The sequence below is a fragment of the Lentzea rhizosphaerae genome, from assembly GCF_042649515.1.
In the GTDB taxonomy this organism is placed as follows: Bacteria; Actinomycetota; Actinomycetes; order Mycobacteriales; family Pseudonocardiaceae; genus Lentzea; species Lentzea aerocolonigenes.
Map to the genome: position 1 here is coordinate 546,852 of NZ_JBHRZI010000011.1, position 20,401 is coordinate 567,252.

The 20,401-nt window shown below is 68.7% G+C and carries 24 protein-coding genes; 15 read left to right on the forward strand and 9 right to left on the reverse strand.

The genetic code is table 11. The annotated features are described in order from the left end of the window. Positions 1-15: 15 nt before the first annotated feature. Positions 16-996 (reverse strand): aldo/keto reductase, encoded by a 981-nt coding sequence (locus tag ACFOWZ_RS09980; protein ID WP_382371374.1) that lies wholly within the window; start codon positions 994-996, stop codon positions 16-18. Between the two features lie 363 nt (positions 997-1,359). On the opposite strand from ACFOWZ_RS09980, the gene ACFOWZ_RS09985 reads away from it, so the two are divergent. Together ACFOWZ_RS09985 and ACFOWZ_RS09990 are read left to right on the forward strand one after the other, a co-directional pair. Next, positions 1,360-1,848: a hypothetical protein gene (locus tag ACFOWZ_RS09985; RefSeq protein ID WP_382371376.1), complete on the forward strand. Its 489-nt coding sequence runs from the start codon at positions 1,360-1,362 to the stop codon at positions 1,846-1,848. A gap of 60 nt (positions 1,849-1,908) precedes the next feature. Beyond that, complete coding sequence (locus ACFOWZ_RS09990) at positions 1,909-2,451, forward strand: hypothetical protein (protein ID WP_382371378.1); 543 nt, start codon at positions 1,909-1,911, stop codon at positions 2,449-2,451. Here ACFOWZ_RS09990 and ACFOWZ_RS09995 read toward each other — a convergent pair. The 3 genes from ACFOWZ_RS09995 to ACFOWZ_RS10005 are packed head-to-tail and all read right to left on the reverse strand — an operon-like array spanning position 2,448 to position 3,485. Then, on the reverse strand, positions 2,448-2,825 hold the full coding sequence (locus ACFOWZ_RS09995) for a MerR family transcriptional regulator (protein WP_030470726.1): 378 nt from the start codon (positions 2,823-2,825) through the stop codon (positions 2,448-2,450). The two genes, ACFOWZ_RS09990 and ACFOWZ_RS09995, sit on opposite strands and share 4 nt — an antisense overlap. 34 nt (positions 2,826-2,859) lie before the next feature. After that, complete coding sequence (locus ACFOWZ_RS10000; protein WP_030470727.1) at positions 2,860-3,246, reverse strand: type II toxin-antitoxin system death-on-curing family toxin; 387 nt, start codon at positions 3,244-3,246, stop codon at positions 2,860-2,862. Positions 3,247-3,278: 32 nt separating this feature from the next. After that, entirely contained in the window at positions 3,279-3,485 is a 207-nt protein-coding gene (locus tag ACFOWZ_RS10005; protein ID WP_030470728.1) for a ribbon-helix-helix protein, CopG family, read from the reverse strand. 55 nt (positions 3,486-3,540) lie between these two features. Here ACFOWZ_RS10005 and ACFOWZ_RS10010 point away from each other — a divergent pair, with 55 nt between their 5' ends. Then, positions 3,541-4,164: a TetR/AcrR family transcriptional regulator gene (locus ACFOWZ_RS10010; RefSeq protein ID WP_382371381.1), complete on the forward strand. Its 624-nt coding sequence runs from the start codon at positions 3,541-3,543 to the stop codon at positions 4,162-4,164. Positions 4,165-4,216: 52 nt separating this feature from the next. Here ACFOWZ_RS10010 and ACFOWZ_RS10015 read toward each other — a convergent pair whose 3' ends face one another. Beyond that, positions 4,217-5,506, reverse strand: coding sequence for a glycoside hydrolase family 18 protein (locus ACFOWZ_RS10015; protein ID WP_382371383.1), 1,290 nt, complete (start codon positions 5,504-5,506; stop codon positions 4,217-4,219). A gap of 109 nt (positions 5,507-5,615) precedes the next feature. Continuing rightward, complete coding sequence (gene upp, locus ACFOWZ_RS10020; RefSeq protein WP_030470731.1) at positions 5,616-6,239, reverse strand: uracil phosphoribosyltransferase; 624 nt, start codon at positions 6,237-6,239, stop codon at positions 5,616-5,618. Between the two features lie 33 nt (positions 6,240-6,272). On the opposite strand from upp, the gene ACFOWZ_RS10025 reads away from it, so the two are divergent. The 10 genes from ACFOWZ_RS10025 (at position 6,273) to ACFOWZ_RS10070 (ending at position 15,392) form a co-directional block, all read left to right on the forward strand. After that, the gene (locus ACFOWZ_RS10025) at positions 6,273-6,884 is read left to right on the forward strand and encodes a maleylpyruvate isomerase family mycothiol-dependent enzyme (protein WP_382371385.1); all 612 of its coding nucleotides are present in this window, start codon (positions 6,273-6,275) and stop codon (positions 6,882-6,884) included. A gap of 33 nt (positions 6,885-6,917) precedes the next feature. After that, on the forward strand, positions 6,918-7,910 hold the full coding sequence (locus ACFOWZ_RS10030) for a Gfo/Idh/MocA family protein (protein WP_382371387.1): 993 nt from the start codon (positions 6,918-6,920) through the stop codon (positions 7,908-7,910). A 97-nt stretch (positions 7,911-8,007) separates the two neighbouring features. Further along, positions 8,008-8,205: a hypothetical protein gene (locus ACFOWZ_RS10035; protein ID WP_382371389.1), complete on the forward strand. Its 198-nt coding sequence runs from the start codon at positions 8,008-8,010 to the stop codon at positions 8,203-8,205. Between the two features lie 19 nt (positions 8,206-8,224). Continuing rightward, on the forward strand, positions 8,225-8,869 hold the full coding sequence (locus ACFOWZ_RS10040; RefSeq protein WP_382371391.1) for a DUF1707 SHOCT-like domain-containing protein: 645 nt from the start codon (positions 8,225-8,227) through the stop codon (positions 8,867-8,869). Between the two features lie 434 nt (positions 8,870-9,303). After that, positions 9,304-9,642: a hypothetical protein gene (locus ACFOWZ_RS10045; protein ID WP_382371393.1), complete on the forward strand. Its 339-nt coding sequence runs from the start codon at positions 9,304-9,306 to the stop codon at positions 9,640-9,642. Further along, positions 9,639-11,771, forward strand: a complete 2,133-nt coding sequence (locus ACFOWZ_RS10050) for a bifunctional polysaccharide deacetylase/glycosyltransferase family 2 protein (RefSeq protein WP_382371395.1) — start codon at positions 9,639-9,641, stop codon at positions 11,769-11,771. The genes ACFOWZ_RS10045 and ACFOWZ_RS10050 overlap by 4 nt, the downstream gene beginning before the upstream one ends. Next, positions 11,771-12,091, forward strand: coding sequence for a hypothetical protein (locus ACFOWZ_RS10055; RefSeq protein ID WP_382371397.1), 321 nt, complete (start codon positions 11,771-11,773; stop codon positions 12,089-12,091). Before ACFOWZ_RS10050 ends, ACFOWZ_RS10055 begins: the two co-directional genes overlap by 1 nt. Before the next feature lie 56 nt (positions 12,092-12,147). Further along, a complete protein-coding gene (gene deoC, locus ACFOWZ_RS10060) occupies positions 12,148-13,104 on the forward strand; it encodes a deoxyribose-phosphate aldolase (protein ID WP_382371399.1) in 957 nt (318 codons plus the stop codon). Positions 13,105-13,108: 4 nt separating this feature from the next. Next, positions 13,109-14,536: an aldehyde dehydrogenase family protein gene (locus ACFOWZ_RS10065; protein WP_382371401.1), complete on the forward strand. Its 1,428-nt coding sequence runs from the start codon at positions 13,109-13,111 to the stop codon at positions 14,534-14,536. Then, positions 14,529-15,392, forward strand: coding sequence for an aldehyde dehydrogenase family protein (locus ACFOWZ_RS10070; protein WP_382371403.1), 864 nt, complete (start codon positions 14,529-14,531; stop codon positions 15,390-15,392). The genes ACFOWZ_RS10065 and ACFOWZ_RS10070 overlap by 8 nt, the downstream gene beginning before the upstream one ends. A 65-nt stretch (positions 15,393-15,457) precedes the next feature. Here ACFOWZ_RS10070 and ACFOWZ_RS10075 read toward each other — a convergent pair whose 3' ends face one another. From ACFOWZ_RS10075 to ACFOWZ_RS10085, 3 genes are read right to left on the reverse strand one after another with little or no spacing between them, the layout of a single operon-like run. After that, positions 15,458-15,649, reverse strand: a complete 192-nt coding sequence (locus ACFOWZ_RS10075; protein WP_382371405.1) for a hypothetical protein — start codon at positions 15,647-15,649, stop codon at positions 15,458-15,460. Positions 15,650-15,651: 2 nt separating this feature from the next. Next, positions 15,652-16,278, reverse strand: coding sequence for a response regulator (locus tag ACFOWZ_RS10080; protein ID WP_382371407.1), 627 nt, complete (start codon positions 16,276-16,278; stop codon positions 15,652-15,654). Next, positions 16,275-17,405 (reverse strand): sensor histidine kinase, encoded by a 1,131-nt coding sequence (locus ACFOWZ_RS10085; protein WP_382371409.1) that lies wholly within the window; start codon positions 17,403-17,405, stop codon positions 16,275-16,277. Before ACFOWZ_RS10085 ends, ACFOWZ_RS10080 begins: the two co-directional genes overlap by 4 nt. A 109-nt stretch (positions 17,406-17,514) precedes the next feature. Here ACFOWZ_RS10085 and ACFOWZ_RS10090 point away from each other — a divergent pair, with 109 nt between their 5' ends. Further along, positions 17,515-18,189 (forward strand): ABC transporter ATP-binding protein, encoded by a 675-nt coding sequence (locus ACFOWZ_RS10090; RefSeq protein WP_382371411.1) that lies wholly within the window; start codon positions 17,515-17,517, stop codon positions 18,187-18,189. Then, entirely contained in the window at positions 18,186-20,363 is a 2,178-nt protein-coding gene (locus ACFOWZ_RS10095; protein WP_382371413.1) for an FtsX-like permease family protein, read from the forward strand. Before ACFOWZ_RS10090 ends, ACFOWZ_RS10095 begins: the two co-directional genes overlap by 4 nt. Positions 20,364-20,401 lie beyond the last annotated feature (38 nt).

Consider the following 20,401-nt stretch of genomic DNA (forward strand, 5'->3'; position numbering starts at 1 on the left):
CCGCCAAACCAACAGCTAACGGCCCACGGTGCTCATGTCTGGGTACCGGTCACCCGCCACCGCCGACGCCGGCACCGCGGCCTCGATCGCTGCCAGGTCGTCGGGGGACAGCTCGAGCGAAGCCGCCGCCACGTTCTCCTCCAGGTACTTGATCCGCTTGGTCCCCGGGATCGGCACCACGTCGTCGCCGCGGTGCTGCACCCACGCCAGCGCCAGCTGACCCGCCGTGACGCCGCGGTCGGCGGCCAGGGCTCGCAGCTCCTCGACCATCTTCAGGTTCGCGTCGAGGTTCGCGCCGGAGAACCGCGGCTGCGCGACGGTGCGGAAGTCGCCCGCGCCGAAGTCGGCGGCCGAGGTGAAACGGCCGGTCAGCACGCCACGGCCCAGCGGCGAGTACGGAACCAGGCCGATGCCCAGCTCACGGGCCGTCGGGACGATCTCGGCCTCGATGTCGCGCGACCACAGCGACCACTCGCTCTGCAGCGCCGTGATCGGGTGCACGGCGTGGGCGCGGCGCAGGGTGTCGGCGCCCGCCTCGGACAGGCCCAGGAACCGCACCTTGCCCTCGGCGACCAGCTCGGCCATCGCCCCGACGGTCTCCTCGATGGGAGTGTCGGTCGGCACGCGGTGCAGGTAGTACAGGTCGATCACGTCGGTGCCGAGCCGCTTCAGCGAGCCCTCGACCGAGGACCGCACGTACTCGCGGTCACCACGCACGCCGCGGCGCTCGGCGCCGTCGCGCACGATGCCGAACTTCGTGGCCAGCACCACGTCCGAGCGGCGGCCGGCGATCGCGCGGCCCACCAGTTCCTCGTTCACGTGCGGGCCGTACATGTCGGCCGTGTCCAGCAACGTCACGCCGAGCTCCAGCGCCCGGTGGATGACAGCGATCGACTCCTGCTCGTCGCCGGCACCGTAGAACTCCGACATTCCCATGCAGCCGAGCCCCTGCGGCCCGACTTCCAGCTCACCGATCTTCCTGCGCTTTTCGGTCATGACGTCAACGTTAGGTGCTGGAGCGCGCTCCAGCTCAAGCACCAATTTCGAAACGCTCAGGTCCGGAAGTCAACAATGATCGCAAGAGCGACAAATCACCCGTTCGGTGGTACAACACCCGGTCCACAAGGACAATATAGAACTCACGTTGTCAGTCTGGGGGGAATGACAGTGCCCCCTTCGGCATGACAAAGTCCTGGGGGAAGGAAGCACATGAAAAGATCAACTGTCATTGCGATGAAACGCGTCCTGACCGCGATTGTGATCGCTTGCGCGACGGTGACGACATTCGCTCCGAGCGCTTCAGCCCAGCCAGCTCCTGAGCCCACCACGGTGGAGTTCAAGTCGGAAGTCGCACTACCCATGGCGAAAATCGCGCGGTCGCCGGAAGCCGTCGGCGTCACCACGGATCCGCCGATGGGCGGATGCCAAGGGCGAATCCAGTTCAACACCGAAGCGAACTACGTCGAGTACTACCTCGTGGACTCGAAGACCCAGTACTACGGCGACGTCATCTGCACGGCGACCGGGCCGAACCAGGCGATGGCCGAGCTGTCCGCGCAGTCCGACTACCGCATCGACGATCAGGTGCGGTCCCAGGCCGAGTTCTACTCGTGCTACGACTGCCTGTCCGCCTGGTCGACCTCGACCGGGTACTGCCTGCAAGGCCCGCAGAAGTGCTGGGGCACGTACACCGCACGTGTCACCGTCACCATGCTTCTGCCGGACGGCTGGTACTGGCCGCAGAAGCCGTGGGACGGATGCGTCCTGTTCGGCGGGCAGTACCCGCCGGAGGCCTACTGCGAGGTGGACTCCACGCCGGCGGAGATCCCGTACGTCTACTCGGGCTGACCACCCGATGAGGGGGCGGACAGCCGTCCCCTCATCCCAACCTGGTGCTAGGTTCTCATCATGAACAGCGACCTGTTCAGCGATCTCCGAACGCGGGGCCGGACGGTTTTCTTCCCGCCGTTCGACAACACCACGGCACATGTCGAGTCCAAGCAGATCCACCTCGTCGCGACCGGCGAGGTGCACATCGTGCTGGAAAGCATCTCTCATTGGCCGGACGGTTTCACGCTCAACATGGCACTGTTTCTCGCGACGGCGACCCGAGAGATTCCCCATTTCGTGCACCACCCGCTTTCCACCGCACCGGCACCTGACGGACTGAACGTGGCGGTGCGGTTTCCCGACGGACGCAAGGCCACGACGCTGGATCCGCTCGAACACGGACAGGACACCAGCGCAATGGTGACGCTGAACGTCACCTCAACTGCCGGTGGCGGTGAAACACATCTGCGGCAGGGCATTTACGTGCACCCGCTGCCCCCGCCCGGATCGGTTGTCGTCGCCGTGAGATGGGAAGCCCGGGGCGTCGGCGAGACGCGGATCGAGCTGGACGGCACCGAGATCCTGGCGGGGGCAGCGCGGGCGCGACAGGTCTGGTCCTAAGCCGTCGCCTCCAAGTCACGCTCGACCACCGCGTAGTGGTCGATCTTGTAGTCGAGCACCTCCAGGCACGTCTGCAGCTCCGCCACGCGGGCGCGGACGTCGTTGCGGTGCTCCACGAGGATCTGCTTGCGGCGGCCTGCCGTCAGGTCGCCACCGTGCCGCAGCTGCGCGAACTCGCGCATCATGCGGATCGGCATGCCGGTCGTGCGCAGGCGCGTCACGAAGGCCAGCCAGCCGAGGTCGTCGTCCGAGTAGCTGCGACGACCGCCCGAGTCTCGCGCGGGCGGGTCGACGAGCCCGATTCGTTCGTAGTAGCGCAAGGTGTCGATGGACAACCCACTGCGCTGCGCGGCTTGGGCTATCGAGTAACTCACGGACTCGACGCTATGACCTGGAGTGCGCTCTAGGTCAAGCGGAATCCTTCGGGAGTCCCCACGCTTCGAGATGACCTGCCATCTCCGGGACGTCGATCTTGTCACGGCCGAGGGCGCGCACGAGGTCGAGCGCGTCGTCCTCGTCGGCATCGATCCAATAGCCGTTGATGTCACACATCGTGACGGCGGCGACCCAGCCGAGCCGCCAGTTTCCCTCGATCAGAGGGCGGGTTCGCACGATCGAGTCGAGTAAAGCGGAGGACTTCAGCCACAGCGTGTCGTAAGCCTCCACGCCGAGAACGGTGGCGCGGGGACGGTACGCCGCGGTGTCCAGCAGGCCGATGTCCCTGACGACGAGATCGCCGCCGGTCACGGCCGTGGCCAGCACCAGGAGGTCCCCGGCGTCGAGGTAGGAGATCACAGCACCCAGTTGATCACAGAGGTCTGACAGTTTCAGGAAGATCCGAGCCTATCCAAAAGACCTCGGTACTTGGGCAGAACTCGCCCGAGAACCTCGCCGAGCTTCTCCTCCTGCTGCATGCGCTGGTAGCGGTCCGCGATCGCCAGCCGCACGACCTCCTGCTTGGAGCGACCCTCGGCCTGCGCCAGTTCAGCGAGCCGCAGGTTCTCCTCTTCGGTCAACCGCAAGGTCATCGCCATGGAGAGACGGTATCAATGTGATACCACTCAGGCCAGAGCCCGTTAGAATTGCGCGATGCCCAGGCCCAAGACCCACGACGACGCTCTGCGGCGGCGTCTGCTCGAACGGGCGGGCGAGCTGCTCAGCACCGAGGGCCCTGCCGCGGTGAGCCTGCGCAAGATCGCCACCGACGTCAACACCTCGACGACGGCGGTCTATTCCCTCTTCGGCGGCAAGCCGGCGCTGCTCGAGGCGCTCTACGACGAGGCGTTCAGCCGGTTCGGGACGAACCTCGCGAACGTGCCGATCACCGACGACCCGGCGGAGGACCTGCTCCAGATCGGCCTGGCGTACCGGCGCAGCGCCCTGGAGGACCCGCAGTTCTACTCGGTGCTGTACTCGAAGGTCGTCGAGCCGACGAAGGAGATGAGCCGCGCGGCGGGCAGGACGTTCGCGCCCGTGATCAACGCGGTGCGGCGGGCGGTCGAACAGGGCGTCTACCTCGCGGAGGACCCGGAGCAGATCGCGATGTCGATGTGGGGCATCGCGCACGGCCTGGTGAGCCTGGAGCTCAACGGGAACCTGCCGCCCGGCGTGGACGCCGAGGCCACCTACGAGCTGGCGTTGCGCGCGCACGGCAGGGGGTGGTTGGCGGAATCCGGGGAGGCGGCCGCCGCGAAACCTCCCCGGACCCGCTGAACTGTCCGGTTAGGACAGTCCGTCTCGTTGTGCGGCCTTCACTTCAGCACTGCTACTTGAGGGCGCCGTCCAGCGCCTTGATCAGCTCGCCGTCGGCGGTGTCACCGTCGAGCGACCAGATCATCGCGCCGCCGAGCTTGCGCTCGTTGATGAAGCGAGCCTTGCGCTTCATCTCGGTCGTGTCGTCGTAGGTCCACCACGTCGTGCCGTCGTAGATCCACGCGAACCCGGCGCGCTCGTCGCGGTAGATCTTGTACTTCGGATCGGCGAGCTTCGTCTTGATGGCGTGGAAGTCCTCGTAGCCCGCCTCGTACGTCGCCGGCGCGGGCGTGCCCGTGCCGAACAGGCCGTTGCGCGTGCCGGGTGCGACACCGGTCCAGCCGCGGCCGTAGAACGGCACGCCGAGCACGGCCTTCGACCGCGGAGCACCGCGCCGCAGCCACGCGTTGACCGTCACCTCGGAGCTGAACTCGTCCTTGGACGGGTCGCCCTTGGGCACGCGCAACGCGGACTGCTGGTTCGCCTCCGGGTCCCACGCACCGTGGTAGTCGTAGCCCTGCAAAGTGCCGAAGGTGAGGTAGCAGAACACCTTCGCGACCTCGAAGCCCTTGTCGACCTGCTTCGGGTCGGCCGGGAGGAACGCGGTCAGGTCGCGGTTCCAGCCCATCTGCTTGCGGTACTCGGCGAGCAGCAGCGTGAAGTTCTCACGGTCGGCGTCGCGGATCACGTTGGGCGGCTCGGGGTTGCCGGGGCTCGCCGGCCACTCCCAGTCGAGGTCGACGCCGTCGAAGACGCCCTTCGCGGCGCCCTCCGGCAGACCCGGCAGGTTGCCCTTGATCCACATGTCGGTGCACGACTTGACGTGCGCGGCACGCGACTCGGGCGTCAGCGCGGCGTTGGAGAAGTACCGGGAACCGGTCCAGCCACCCAGCGAGATGTTGATCCTCAGCTTGGGGTACTTGGCTTTCAGCTGCTTGAGCTGGTTCAGGTTGCCCGCGAGCCGGCCCGGCTCGTCGGCCTTGCCGCTCACGGACTGCTCCGCGGTGTGGGGCATCTGCCAGTCGGCCCACGGGTCGGCGCTGATGCACTTGCCCGACTCGTCGAGGAAGCCGAAGGCGTAGTTGAGGTGCGTGAGCCGCGCAGCGGCTCCGCTGTCCACGAGGTTGCGGACCCGGAAGTTCCGGCCGTACACGCCCCACTGGATGAAGTACCCGACGGTCCGGGCCTTCGAGTAACCGTGGTGCCCACTGGTCTCGACATCGGCGTTCGCCGGCGCAACGGCCAGCGACGCTGACAGGGCGCCGACCGCGAGCGCGGCGACACCCCATCTCCGTCTGGACATGTGACTCCTCAATCGGCAGTGCCAGTTTTTTGGCTCGCAGCGGCGTTGTGGTCCAGAGCACGTTAGCTCTGAGGTCTAGACCACTGCTACGTCCGATCGGAGGTATGTCCTAAACCGCCCCGTACAGACGGTCACCGGCGTCGCCCAGACCGGGGACGATGAAGCCGGAATCGTTCAACCGCTCGTCCACGGACGCCGTGATGAGACGCACCGGCAGCTTGGAGTCCTCGAGGTGGTTGATGCCCTCGGGCGCCGCGAGCACGCACACGGCGGTCACGTCGGTCGCGCCGCGCTGGGTCAGCAACCGGATCGTGTAGGCCATCGAGCCGCCGGTCGCGAGCATCGGGTCGAGCACGAACACGGGACGTCCCGCGAGGTTCTCCGGCAACGACTCCATGTACGGCGTCGGCTGCAGCGTCTCCTCGTCGCGCGCAAGCCCGACGAACCCCATCTGGGCGTCCGGGATCAGCTTGTGCGCCTGGTCCGCCATGCCCAGCCCGGCCCGCAGCACCGGGACGAGCAACGGCGGGTTCGCCAGCCGGTAGCCGGTGGTGCGCGCGACCGGCGTGTGCGTGCGGTCCTCCGTCAGCGGCGCCTCGCGCATGGCCTCGTAGACCAGCATGACCGTGAGTTCCTGCAACGCCGCGCGGAACGCAGCGTTGTCCGTGCGCGCGTCGCGCATGGTTGTGAGCCTCGCCTTGGCGAGTGGATGATCGACGACCAGGACGTCCATGCCCGACACCGTAACCGCTGGGAGGAGCAAGGGGTGTTCGAAGAGATCTACCGGGAGGCACGCCAGCGCGTCGTCGGCCTGACGATGGGCCTGGGCGCGGAGGAGCTCGCCCGCACCGTGCCCGCCTGTCCTGAGTGGACCGTGCACCAGCTGGTCGCACACCTGGCGGGCGGCGCGTCCGATCTGGTCAGCGGACGCATGGAGGGCGCACCGTCCGACGAGTGGACCGCGAGGCACGTCGCCGAGCGCGAGAACGTGCCCGTGGACGACCTGCTGGAGCAGTGGAACGAGCACGGCACCCGCATCGACGCGATGGAGCGGATCCCGTTCCAGCTGGCGATGGACGCGATCACCCACGAGGCCGACCTGCGCGCGGCGCTCGGCCGTGAACGCCTGCCGGACACCGTGTGGCAGCCGACCCTGGTGTGGATGACTCCGCGCAGGATGCCGGACGTGACCGTGAAGACGGAGTTCGGCGACCTCGGCGACGGCCCGATCACCCTGGAGGTCGACGGCTACGAGCTGTGGCGCGCGTTCTTCGGCAGGAGGTCGCGCGGTCAGATGGAGTCGTGGAACTGGTCCGGCCCCGCGCCGATCGACAAGATCCCGTTCTTCCCGCCCAGGGCCACCGATCTGACGGAGTGAACGCCGTTAACTGATGGGTGTAGGGTCGTCCGCGTGACGGACCACGTGCGCATCGGAGTGCTCGGCGCAGCCATGATCGCGCCACCCGCTGTCATCCGCCCGGCCCGCTCGTCGACCGCCGCCGAAGTCGTGGCGGTCGCCGCACGGTCGGCAGAACGGGCACAGGCGTTCGCCGACAAGCACGGCATCCCGCGCGTGCACCGCTCGTACGAGGAGCTCCTCGCGGACCCCGCCGTCGACGCCGTCTACAACCCGCTGCCGAACGGCCTGCACGGCAAGTGGACGCTGGCCGCGCTGGAGGCGGGCAAGCACGTGCTGTGCGAGAAGCCGTTCACCGCCAACGCTTCCGAGGCCGCCTCGGTGGCTTCGGCCGCCCGCGACTCGGGGCTCGTGGTGATGGAGGCGTTCCACTACCGCTACCACCCGCTGGCCGTGCGCGCCGACGAGATCATGCGCTCGGGCGTGCTCGGCCCGTTGCGGCACGTCGAGGCCTCCGTCTGCTTCCCGCTGCCGATGTTCTCCAACATCCGCTACGACTACTCGCTCGCGGGCGGCGCGATGATGGACGCCGGCTGCTACGCCGTGCACATGGCCCGCCTGCTCGGCGGTGAGGAACCAGAGGTGCGTTCGGCGCGTGCGTTGCTGCGCGGCCCGTCCGTCGACAGGGCGATGCGCGCCTCACTCCGCTTCCCCTCCGGCCACACGGGTGCCGTCCACGCGTCACTGTGGTCGTCGACGGTGCTCAAGCTGTCGATGAAGGCGATCGGCGAGAACGGTACGTTGAGCGTCTTCAACCCGCTGGGCCCGCACATGTTCCACCGGTTGTCGTTGCGGCTCAAGGACAGGAGCTCGGCCGAGACGTTCGGACGGCGCGCGACCTACGCCTACCAGCTCGACGCGTTCACCGACGCGGTGCTGCACGGCAAGGCGTTCCCGACGACCGCGGACGACGCCGTGAAGAACATGACGGTGATCGACTCGATCTACCGGGCGGCCGGGCTGCCGCTGCGCCAGCCGACCGCGTAACCCGATTCGGGGGCGATACAACCCGATCCGGGAGTACAGAACCGACAGAGCGACTCCGAAGTGTCTCGTAGCCAGTTGAGACGCGGAGGTGCGAACGGTGACGATCGAGCAGAAGCCCGTCCAGCAAGTGTGTGAATCCCCGCTGGTCATCCTGGGTGTGTCGGCGTCACTCGCCGTGGTGATCGGTGTGCTGCCCGCGCTGTGGGGCCACAGCCCGGCACTCGCTACGGCACTCGGAGCACTGCTGGTGCTGGCATTCGCCATCACGGTCAAGTACGCCCCGAACCGCAAGTAGGAGCCTTAAACTCGATCGGGTGAGCGACGAGCTGGTACCGGCTGACCAGAGTCACATGCGCGCCTCGGACGCGGACCGGGAACGGATCGCGCAGGTGCTGCACAAGGCGACGGCAGAGGGTCGCCTCGACATCCACGAGCTGGACGAGCGGCTCGCGGCCGTCTACGCCGCGAAGACCTACGGTGAGCTCGTCCCCATCACCGCAGACCTGGTGATGAGCGGCCTGCCGCACACGCCGGCCGTGCCGCAGTACCAGCCCGCGATGAGCGACCGCATCGGTGGCGAGCCGGGCAGTGCCGTCTCGGTCGCGTTCTGGTCCGGCATCAACCGCAAGGGCCACTGGGTCGTCCCGCGGATGCACAACGCCGTCGCGGTCATGGGCGGCATCGAGATCGACCTGACCCACGCGAGCTTCGCCGAGGCCGAGGTCACCATCAGCTGCTTCGCGTTCTGGGGCGGTGTCGAGATCCGCGTGCCGGACGACATCAACGTGAAGGTCGACGGGTTCGGGTTCATGGGCGCCTTCGAGGACCGCGCGCCGGGGCGGCGGCACATTCCCGGTGCTCCGACCGTGCGCATCACCGGGCTCGCGATCATGGGCGGTGTCGAGGTCAAGGGGCCCAAGAGGAAGAAGTCGCAGATCTTGCGCGAGCTGCTCGACTGACGTTGCCGGGAGCAAGGCCCCGGCAACGTCGTGTTGGTGCTGGTAGGGCCTGACTGATGGTGTCTGCAAGTACCACCAAGTCTTGATCGAACCGCCGCCAACCACACCCAACTGCGTTCCGCTCGCCCACCGGAGCCAGTTGGTAGTAGCAGAACGCCCGATGATCTTGAGTTGGTAGTACTTGCAAACGCCACGAGTCAAGGGCCGACACGGTCGCCCGACTTTGCCGGGGCCCTGCTGCCGAGAGTACGCGGGGAGCTTTCGTACTCCAGGAGCGCACGCAAGGGCCCCGCGTGCCACAAAAGAACGACTTCCGCTGGAAGAGGTAACCGGTTAGCCTCCTGCGACCGCATGCCGCCTCCCCCGCGAAGGTCATGACGACTCCCTCTGACAGACCCGTTTTCGTTGATCCGAGTGGCCGCCGCCGCAAGGTGATGCGCATCGCCATCGGCGTTGTCGCCGTGGGTGTGCTGTCCTACCTGGTACTTCTCGTCATCGCGCTCGCCGGTGGCCCGGTGAACCCGACGACGCTGCTGCCGATCCCGCACGCCGAACCGGCCGTCACGACGACCACGGACACCCCTGCTTCGTCACCCGAAGCAACATCGTTGCCACGCAACGAAACCACGACCACTCCGCCGGCCGCCACGAGCGCGGCTCCCGTGGCGAACACCACGACGACGACCACGAGCAGCGCCGAGAACGGCAACAAGCGCACCGATCCACCGGGTGCGTCGAACCGGCCGAGCAACCCCGGCGGGGGCAAGCCGTGAGACCTCAGCCGCGCGCACACTGGGTGCTGCTGGGGCTGACCATGGTGATCCTGCTCGGCGCGTTGCTGCTGGACACGTTCGTGGTCGGCCGCGTCGGCCAGGGTGCCGCGCCGACGGCTGGACCCGCGAACACCGTGCCGGAGAGCGTGCACCAGGGCGGGCCGTTGATCGGCGACACCGGGTCGGGGCTCAGCTCGCGCACCACGCCCGACCGCACGGTGGTGCTGACGTTCGACGACGGGCCCGACCCCGAGTGGACGCCGAAGATCCTCGAGGTGCTGCGTCGCAACGGGATCAAGGCCACCTTCTTCGTCACCGGCGCGAACGCGGCGCAGCACCAGGACGTGCTGGAACGCGTCCACGCCGAGGGTCACGAGGTGGGCGTGCACACGTTCACCCACGTCGACCTCGGCAAGGTGGGCGAGACCCGCGCACGGATCGAGCTCGGGCAGACCGGGCTGGTCGTGGCGAGCGGCACCGGGCAGTTCAGCCAGCTCGTGCGGCCGCCCTACTCGAACCGGCCGGACGCGGTCGACGACGAGGATCTCGTCGGCATTCAACGGGTCACCGCGGCCGGGAACCTCGTGCTGCTCTCCGACCTCGACAGCGAGGACTGGCGCAGGCCCGGCACGGACGCGATCGTCGAGAAGTCGACGCCGAAGGACACCAAGGGCGCCGTGGTGCTGATGCACGACGGTGGCGGCGACCGGTCGCAAACCGTTGCCGCGCTGGAGAAGTTGATCCCGAGCCTGAAGGAGCGCGGGTTCACGTTCCAGACCGCCGGCGAGGCGTACGGCGTGCAGCAGGTCATCCGTCCGGCGACGGCGGCCGAACGCGCGGAGGGCACGGCGGTGTCGCTGGCCGTGCGGTTCTCGCGGTTCGTCACGGAGCTGCTCACGTGGCTCGTCCTGATCTCCAGCGTGCTCGCGCTCGCCCGTGCGGCGGTGCTGCTGGTGACGACGGCGATCCACGCGCGGCGCAAACCCGGCAAGCACGCGCCGCGGTTGAAGCCGCAGATGGTGACGGTGCTCGTGCCCGCCTACAACGAGGAAGCGGGCATCGAGGCGACCGTCCGCACGATCCTCTCGAGCACCAACCCCGTGCACGTGATCGTGATCGACGACGGCTCGACCGACCGCACGTCCGAGGTCGTCAGGAGCCTGCACCTGCCCAACGTCTCCCTGGTGCGCCAGCGGAACGCGGGCAAGGCGGCGGCGCTGAACACCGGTCTGCGGCACACCCGCACCGAACTGGTCGTGATGGTCGACGGCGACACCGTGCTGGAACCGGAGACCGTCGCCAACCTCGTGCAGCCCTTCGCCGACCCGGCGGTGGGCGCGGTGTCGGGCAACGCCAAGGTGGGCAACAGGTCGGGGATCCTCGGCCGCTGGCAGCACATCGAGTACGTGATCGGCTTCAACCTCGACCGCCGGATGTACGACGTCATGCAGTGCATGCCGACGGTGCCGGGCGCGGTCGGCGGCTTCCGGGTCGAGGCGCTGCGCGAGGTCGGCGGCGTCCCCGAGGACACGCTGGCCGAGGACACCGACCTGACGATGGCGCTGGAACGCGCCGGCTGGTCCGTGGTCTACACCGAGCACGCGCGGGCCTGGACCGAGGCACCGGCAAGCCTCGGCCAGCTGTGGCGGCAGCGTTATCGCTGGTGCTACGGCACGTTGCAGGCGATGTGGAAGCACCGCGGCGCCGTCTTCGACCGCGGCATGGGCGGCAAACTCGGCCGTCGCGCGCTGCCGTACCTCTTCCTCTACCAGGTCCTGCTGCCGGTGCTGGCGCCCGCGATCGACGTGTTCGCGGTGCTGAGCCTGTGGACCGATCCCGTCGCAGGCGCGTTCGCGTGGCTCGGGTTCCTGGTGCTGCAGCTGATCCCGGCGGTGATCGCGTTCCGGCTCGACGGCGAACGGCTGCGGCCGCTCTGGGCCGTCGCACTGCAACCGGTCGTGTACCGGCAGCTCATGTACCTCGTCGTGATCCAGTCGGTGATCACCGCGCTGGCCGGTGCGGTGCTGCCGTGGCAGAAGCTCAAGCGCACGGGCAGCGCGGCCCAGGACGCGCCGGAGATCGACGAGACGACGGTGCCGCTGTACCGGGCGCAGCTGGCGAGGCGTTGATGGTCGCGATGATCGCCTTCGACGACGGCGAGGTCACGATGCGGAGCGGCTACTTCAAGATCGTGATCGCCACCCTCCGCGCGCGTTCCACCGACCCGGCGGACCTCGAGGTGTGCGACGACTCCGCGGCCGCGAACTGCCTGTGGGTCGACCAGATTCCGGCAGCGCGCAAGTGCGCTGTCGTGCGCACCCTGCACGGCGTTCTCGACGAGTGCCTGGGCAGCTCCGACTTCGCGGGCAACGGCACCGCGCTGTTCGAGTTCGAGATGGCGAAGCTGGAGCTCACGGAGCGGTATCCGACGTGCTTCTACACTGCTTGACCAGGGGAAACGTCCTCACTTAGGACGGGCGTCCCATTCCGCTTAGACTCGCACTCATGGCTGCTCCAACGACACTGCCGTCGGCCCTGGCTGACGCCGCGCGCGACGAATCGTCGCTGCGGCGTTTCCTGCACGGGCTCCCCGGCGTCGACCAGGTCGGCGTCGAGCAACGAGCCGCGGGCCTCGGCACGCGGAGCATCAAGAAGGCCTCCAAGCTGCACGCCATCGACCTGGCGATCAGCATGGTCGACCTGACCACGCTGGAGGGTGCGGACACCGCCGGCAAGGTGCGCAGCCTGGCCGCCAAGGCCAAGCGTCCGGACCCCGACCGGCCGGACGTGCCCAAGGTGGCGGCGGTCTGCGTCTACCCGGACATGGTCAGGACGGCGGCCGAGGAGCTGACGGGCACCGGGATCAACATCGCCAGCGTGGCGACGGCGTTCCCCAGCGGGCGCAGCACCATGGACATCAAGCTCGCCGACACCCGGTTCGCCGTCGAGCAGGGCGCCACCGAGGTCGACATGGTGATCGACCGCGGCGCGTTCCTCTCCGGCCGCTACGGGCAGGTGTTCGAGGAGATCGTCAAGGTCAAGGAGGCCTGCGGGGACGCGCACCTCAAGGTCATCCTGGAGACCGGCGAGCTCGTGACGTACGACAACGTGCGCCGCGCGTCCTGGCTGGCTCTGCTGGCCGGTGGTGACTTCATCAAGACTTCGACCGGCAAGGTGCAGCCCGCCGCGACGCTGCCGGTGACGCACGTGATGCTCCAGGCCGTCAGGGACTGGAAGACGCAGACGGGTGAGCTGCGCGGGGTCAAGCCCGCCGGTGGCATCCGCAGCACCAAGGACGCGATCAAGTACCTGGTGGCCGTGCACGAGGTGGCCGGTCCGGAGTGGCTCGACCCGAACCTCTTCCGGTTCGGCGCGTCGACGTTGCTGAACGACCTGCTCATGCAGCGGCGGACCCAGTTGGACGGCCACTACAGCGGCCCGGACTACGTGACGGTGGACTGAAGACATGTGGGAATACGCCCCCGCGCCCGAGTCGCGGGACATCGCGAACCTCAAGCCGAACTACCGGATGTTCGTCGACGGCAAGTTCGTCGAAGGCTCCGGCGAACCGCTCAAGACCATCAACCCCGGCACCGAAGAGGTGCTCGCGGAGGTCTCGACCGCGTCGCAGTCCGATGTGGACACCGCGGTCAAGGCGGCACGGCGCGCCTACGACCGCGTGTGGTCGAAGATGCCCGGTTCCGAGCGGGCCAAGTACATCTACCGGATCGCGCGGCAGATCCAGGAGCGCGGGCGTGAGCTCGCGGTGCTGGAGTCGCTCGACAACGGCAAGCCGATCAAGGAGTCGCGCGACGTCGACGTGCCCACGGCCGCGGCACACTTCTTCTACCACGCGGGCTGGGCGGACAAGCTCTCCTACGCGGGCTACGGGCCGGACCCGAAGCCGCTGGGCGTTGCGGGACAGGTGATCCCGTGGAACTTCCCGCTGCTGATGGCCGCGTGGAAGATCGCGCCCGCGCTCGCGTGCGGCAACACCGTCGTGCTCAAGCCGGCTGAGACCACGCCGCTGACCGCGCTGGTGCTGGCCGACATCATCCAGCAGTGCGACCTGCCGCCGGGTGTCGTGAACATCATCCCCGGTGCCGGTGACGTCGGTGCCGCGCTCGTCGAGCACGGCGACGTCAACAAGGTGGCGTTCACCGGGTCGACCGAGGTCGGCAAGATCATTCAGCGACAGCTGGCCGGCACGAACAAGAAGCTGACGCTGGAGCTGGGTGGCAAGGCGGCGAACATCGTGTTCGACGACGCGCCGCTCGACCAGGCCGTCGAGGGCATCGTCAACGGCATCTTCTTCAACCAGGGCCACGTCTGCTGCGCCGGATCTCGTTTGCTGGTCCAGGAATCCGTCGCGGACGAACTGCTGGAGAAGCTGCACGCGCGCGTCAGCACGTTGCGCGTCGGCGACCCGCTGGACAAGAACACCGACGTCGGCGCGATCAACTCGCGCGAGCAGCTCGCGAAGATCAAGGAGCTGACCGAGTCGGGCGAGGCCGAGGGCGCCCAGCGCTGGACGTCGTCGTGCCCGTTGCCGGACAAGGGTTTCTACTTCGCCCCGACCGTGTTCTCCAACGTGTCGCAGGCGATGAGGATCGCCCGCGAGGAGATCTTCGGCCCGGTGCTGTCAGTGCTGACGTTCCGCACGCCCGACGAGGCCGTGGCCAAGGCGAACAACACGCCGTACGGCCTGTCCGCCGGCGTCTGGACGGAGAAGGGCTCGCGCATTCTCTGGATGGCGCAACGGATGCGCGCCGGCGTGGTGTGGTCCAACACGTTCAACCGCTTCGACCCGGCCGCGCCGTTCGGCGGGTACCAGGAGTCGGGCTTCGGCCGTGAGGGCGGCCGCACCGGTCTGGAGGCCTACCTCGATGTCTGATCGCATCTCGGTCGCGAAGACCTACAAGCTCTACATCGGCGGCGCCTTCCCGCGCTCCGAGTCGGGCCGGAGCTACCCGGTGACCGACTCGAAGGGCACCTTCCTCGCCAACGCCGCACAGGGTTCCCGCAAGGACGCCCGTGACGCGGTCGCCGCCGCCCGCAAGGCCTTCCCCGGCTGGTCCGGCGCCACGGCCTACAACCGCGGCCAGGTCCTGTACCGCGTGGCCGAGGTCCTGGAGGGCCGCCGCGAGCAGTTCATCACCGAGGTCGCCGCGTCCGAGGGCGTGCAGGTGAAGAAAGCTCAGTCCCTCGTGGACACCGCGATCGACCGCTGGGTCTGGTACGCGGGCTGGACGGACAAGATCGCGGCCGTGCTGGGTTCCTCGAACCCCGTCGCCGGGCCGTACTTCTCGTTCTCCACCCCGGAACCGACGGGCGTGGTGGCCGTGCTGGCACCGCAGCAGTCGTCGTTGCTGGGCCTGGTGTCCGTGATCGCGCCGGTGATCGCGGCCGGCAACACGTGCGTGGTCATCACCTCGCAGGACCGTCCGCTGCCCGCGATCACGCTGTCCGAGGTGCTCGCGACGTCGGACGTGCCGGGTGGCGTCGTCAACATCATCACCGGGCGGACCGCGGAGATCGCGCCGTGGCTCGCGTCGCACGCCGACGTGAACGCTTTGGACTTGACCGGCGCACCCGAGTCGCTGCGCGCCGACCTGGAGCGTTCCGCAGCCGGCACGGTGAAGCGCGTGCTGCGCAACAAGGTCAGCGAGGACTTCACGGTCACGCCCGACCTGTCGCGGATCCGCGCCTACCTGGAGACGAAGACCGTCTGGCACCCGATGGGCGTCTGATCCAGCGTCTGCAAGTACCACCAACTCGAAGTTGGTAGTACTTGCAGACGCACCAACAACCAGGGTTAGTTGGCGGCGTAGGTCTTGCCCCGGGCCGCCAGCTCCTCCCCGAGGATCCTGATCGCCTTCGGGCCGACGCCGTGGATCTTCAGCAGTTCCTTCGCCGACACCTTCGTCAGCGAGTCGAACGTCGTGTAGCCGTGGGCGGTCAGCTCGCGAGTCGCGACCTTTCCGATGGTGCGCGGGAACTCCGACATGCTCAGGAGTTCACCAGACCGGCACGCCACGCCCAAGAGGCGATCCCGACCCGGTTGCGCACGTTGAGCTTCGTCTGCACGGACGCGAGATGCGTCTTCACCGTCGACAGCGACAGGTAGAGCTCCGAAGCGATCTCCTGGTTGCTCAGACCCCGCGCCACCTCCCGCACCACGTCCTGTTCGCGTGCGGTGAGCAGCCCGAGATCCGGCCGCTCGGCGGGCCGCGCGAAGTGCTCCAGCATCCGCACGGTCACCTGCGGCGAGATCAACGCGTTGCCCTGGGCCGCCGCGCGCACCGCCTCGACGAGCAGGGCCGGGCCTGCGTCCTTGGTCAGGAACCCGGAAGCCCCGTTCTCCAGCGCCGTGTGCACGTACTCGTCCAGGTCGAAGGTCGTCACCACGACGACCTTCGTCGTGGGCGAGAGCTTCTTGGTGACCTCCAGGCCGTCCAGACCGGGCATGCGGATGTCCAGCAACGCCACGTCGGGCTTGTGCTCACGCGCGGCGGTGACGGCCGAGATGCCGTCCGCCACGTCCGCGACGACGGTGATGTCCTGCTGCTTCTCGAGGATCATCCGGAAACCGACGCGGACCATCTCCTGGTCGTCGGCGATGAGGACCGAGATCACTTGCTTCCTTCCAGGGGTAGCTCGGCCAGCACCTGCCAGCCGTTCTCACGCGGGCCCGCGGAGAACAGGCCACCGAGCAGGTCGACCCGCTCACGCATGCCTACGAGACCGTAGCCGCCCTGGTTCAGCTCGTGCGGCTGACCGTCGTCGGCAACGACGACCCGGAGCGCGTTCTGCGGCGTCCGCGAGATCTCCACGTCGATCATGGTGGGGCTCTGCGCGTGTTTGTGCACGTTGGTGAGCGACTCCTGGACCAGGCGCAACACCGAGCGGCCGAGCTCCGGTGGCACCTCGTCCGGCAGGTCGATGCGCAGCCGGGTCTCGAAGCCGAGCTCGCGGGTGCGTTCGACGGTCGCGATCACGTCGGCGGCCAGGTCGGTCGTGGCGATCTCGTTCTCGCCCTGGCGCAGGGTGCCGACCATCCGCCGCATCGCGCCGAGCGCTTCCGTGCCTGATCGGACGATTCCCGGCAACAGGCGGTGGGCGGCCTTCGGGTCGTCGTCCGAGACCTCCAGCGCGGCTTGGGCCTGCACGAGCATGCCGGTCACGTGGTGCGCGACCACGTCGTGCAGCTCGCGGGCCAGCGCGATCCGCTCTTCCTTCTGCGCGTCGGTGACGGCGGCCGCGATCAGCCTGCCGCTCTCGGTGTCCCGTGCGCGGAAGTACAGGCCGACACCGACGGCCCCGAAGCCCAGGACCAGCGAGCCCAGCATCTCGTTGTAGTTGCTCCCCGAGATCCAGTTGTCGCGGACGATCGCGGCGAAGAAGCTCACGGCCATCAGCCAGCCGACGGACCACGTGGCGGCGCGGCGCGGCTCCTCGCGCACGATCACGGCGGTGAGGACCAGGCACGCGGCGGTCTCGGCGATGGTCAGCGGGCTCAGGATCGTCGGCATGTTCACGTGGAAGAGCCGGATGACGAACGACGACACGAAGATCGACGCCACGGTCACCGGGATCGCGAAGTCGCGCGACTTGAACGATGCGACGGCCGCGATGCACGGCGGCACGCTGAGCAGCCACACGAGCGCCCCGGCGCTGCGCAGCCCGTCCATCAACACGAGCTCGCCGAGCATCAGCAACGCCAGCCCGGCGGCGATCGGCCATTGGCCCCGATGACTGTCCACGACAGACAACGGTAGGACCATCACACCCCTGTGGCCTCGGTCATCCGGCCGATCCGGTGTGTCGTCAAGGCTGAGGTTTCGCGGGCCCGGACCCGGCACCTTCAACGTCATGAATTCGGTTCTGGCCGCTCGTGGCCTGGTCAAGACCTACGGCGACGTGCACGCGCTCGCCGGGGTGGACATCGACATCTCCCCAGGGGACGTGCTGGCGGTCGTCGGGCCGTCCGGCTCCGGCAAGACGACGCTGCTGCACGTGCTGTCCGGCATCCTGCGCGCCGACGGCGGCGAGGTGTTCCTCGACGGGCGCGCGATCGGTGAGCTGAACGAGACCGGGCGCAGCGAGCTGCGGCGGACGGCGTTCGGGTTCGTCTTCCAGTCCGGCATGCTCGTCGCCGAGCTGACGGCGGAGGAGAACGCCGCCCTGCCGATGCTGCTCGCGGGCGGTTCGCGCGACGAGGCGCTCGGCGCGGCCCGGCGGTGGCTCGGCCGGCTCGGCTTGCAGGGCATGGAGAAACGGCGTCCCGACCAGCTGTCCGGCGGTCAGGCGCAACGCGTGGCGATCGCGCGGGCGCTGGCGCACCGGCCGCGGGTGATCTTCGCGGACGAACCGACCGGTGCCCTCGACACGCGCACCGGCCAGGAGATGATGACCGCCCTGCTGGCCGCCGCGGAGGAGACCAACGCGGCCGTCGTGATCGTCACGCACGACAAGGCGATCGCGGACCGTGCGCTGCGCGTCGTGGAAATCCAGGACGGTCGCATCGCCGCGGGGGTGTCCGCGTGAGGATCGCTCTCGCGGTGCTGCGCAGGGACCGCCGCAGCCAGGTCGCGACGGTGCTGGTCGCCCTCGGCGTGATGATCGCGGTGTCGCTGGTCCTCTGGCTTCTCGCCGCCCCGAACGGTCTGCAGGCGCGGGCGGACCGCACGGCGTGGCGCGAAGCCTTCAGCCAGAGCCAGAAAGACGCCATCTCCATCGCGGCGAACAAGGACTCGTACGACGGCAAGCTCATCGAGCGGTTCGACGTCGCACGCAACGAGCAGGGTGCGGTGCCCGTCGCGAACGGCATCCCGAAGTTCCCGGAGAACGGCGAGGTGCTGCTCTCCCCCGCACTTGCGGACCTGGTGCGCAGCACGCCCGCGGAGAAGCTCGGCAACCGCTTCCCCGGCAGGCAGATCGGCCTGCTCGGGCCGGAAGCGCTCAAGTTCCCCGACGAGCTCGTCGCGGTCGTCGGCCACGAGAAGGTCGAGAACGGCTTCCCGGCACCAGGACTGCAGGCCGGCCGCGGTTCGTACCGCGACGACTACCACGGCATGCTCTACCTGCTCACCCGCGTCGGGCTCGTGGTGCTCGTCGTGCCGTGCCTGGTGCTGGTCGCCTCGGCCGCACGGCTGACGGCGGCGAAGCGGGAACGCCGCCTGGCCGCGCTCAGGCTCGCCGGCGCGTCGCCGCGGCAGGTCGTCGTGATGACGGCGATCGAGACGGCGGTCGGCGCGGTCGTCGGCAGCGTGCTCGGCGTTCTGCTGGCGCAGCCGTTCAGCCACGTCACGGCGAAGATCCCGTGGGAGGGCGGCACCTGGTTCCCCGGCGACTTCGTGCCGGATCCCGTTGTGGTGGCGGGGGTCGCCGTGCTCGCGCCGGTGCTCGTCGTCGGGGCGGCGATCACGGGACTGCGGCGCGTGGTGAATCGGCCGCTCGCGGCCGAGGAGAAGCGCACGGTGCGGTCGTGGCGGCTGTTGTCGATCGTCGGTGCGATGGGCGTGTTCTTCCTGGGCATCGTGTACGCGCAGCAGTCCGGCGGAGACAGCCAGTTCACCGTGGTGCTGCTCGGTCTCGGCGCGGTGGCGTTCGCGCTGGTGCTGGCGGGACCGGTGGTGACGGCGCAGGTGGGCAGGTTCTTCGTGGGGCGGTGGCGCAGGCCGTCGACGTTGCTGGCGGGCCGGCGGCTCTCCGGTGATCCGGTGGCGGCGTTCCGCGGTTCGGCGGGCGTGGTGATCGCGGTCTTCACCGGGTCGATGGCGCTGACGATGTTGCCGGGCCTGGCGAGCCAGGTCCCCTACCGCGACTCGACGTGGCAGGAGAGCGCGATCGTCGCGGAACAGGTGACGCACGACGTCACGCCGCTGCGGCTCGCGACCTCGGCCCCGATCGTCACGATGTTCGACGGGCTGATCAAGAGCGAGGGCCGCGGCACCTACGTGGTCGTCGGGCAGTGCGCCGAAGTGTCGAAGGTGCTGACCGGTCTCACGTGCCGGCCGGGACCTGCCGTGTACGCGCCCACATCGTTGGCGGGCGACGAGTTCACGTCGCCAGGCCCCGGCAGGACGGTGACGGCGAAGCTGCCCGCGCAGTACGAGACGCGTCCTTTCGCGGGCGCCGGCCGGGTGAGCGCCTTCATCGACAGGGACCTGCTGCCGTCGATCGCGGGCGAGGTGTCGATGGTCGGGGTGCCGACGACGCCGGAGAACCGGGACGCGGTGCACACGGCGCTGGTCGGCACGCTGCCGGGCGTGCGGCTGGTGGACGGTGAGCAGCGCGGCCTGTACGGCGACACGCTGATGGCCGACCTGGAACGGGCCACGGTCATCGGGCTCTCGATCGCCGCGGTGCTCGGCGGGATCGGCGCGGCGGTGGCGGCAGCGGGGTCGGTGATCGACCGCAGGCGCACTTTCGGTGCGTTGATCGCGGCCGGAACTCCGATTCGTGTGCTGGGTCACGCATTGCGCCGGGAAGTGATGCTCCCGGTGTTCGCGGTCACGATCGCGGCGTGCGGCGCGGGAATTGTCGTCGGTTTCGGACTGCTCACCCTGGCGCGCGGAATGGTCGGTCGCGGAGAAATGCCGTTCACCCCGTGGGTGGTCGCTCCCGTGGGCGTCGGTGTCGTGGTCGCGCTGGTCGCAGCACTGGCGTGCGGTCCGGTACTACGCGGGATCAGTCCCCGGGACTACGCGGCCGAGTAGACCTCGACCAGAAGTACGAGGACCGAAGTGGCCTTCAG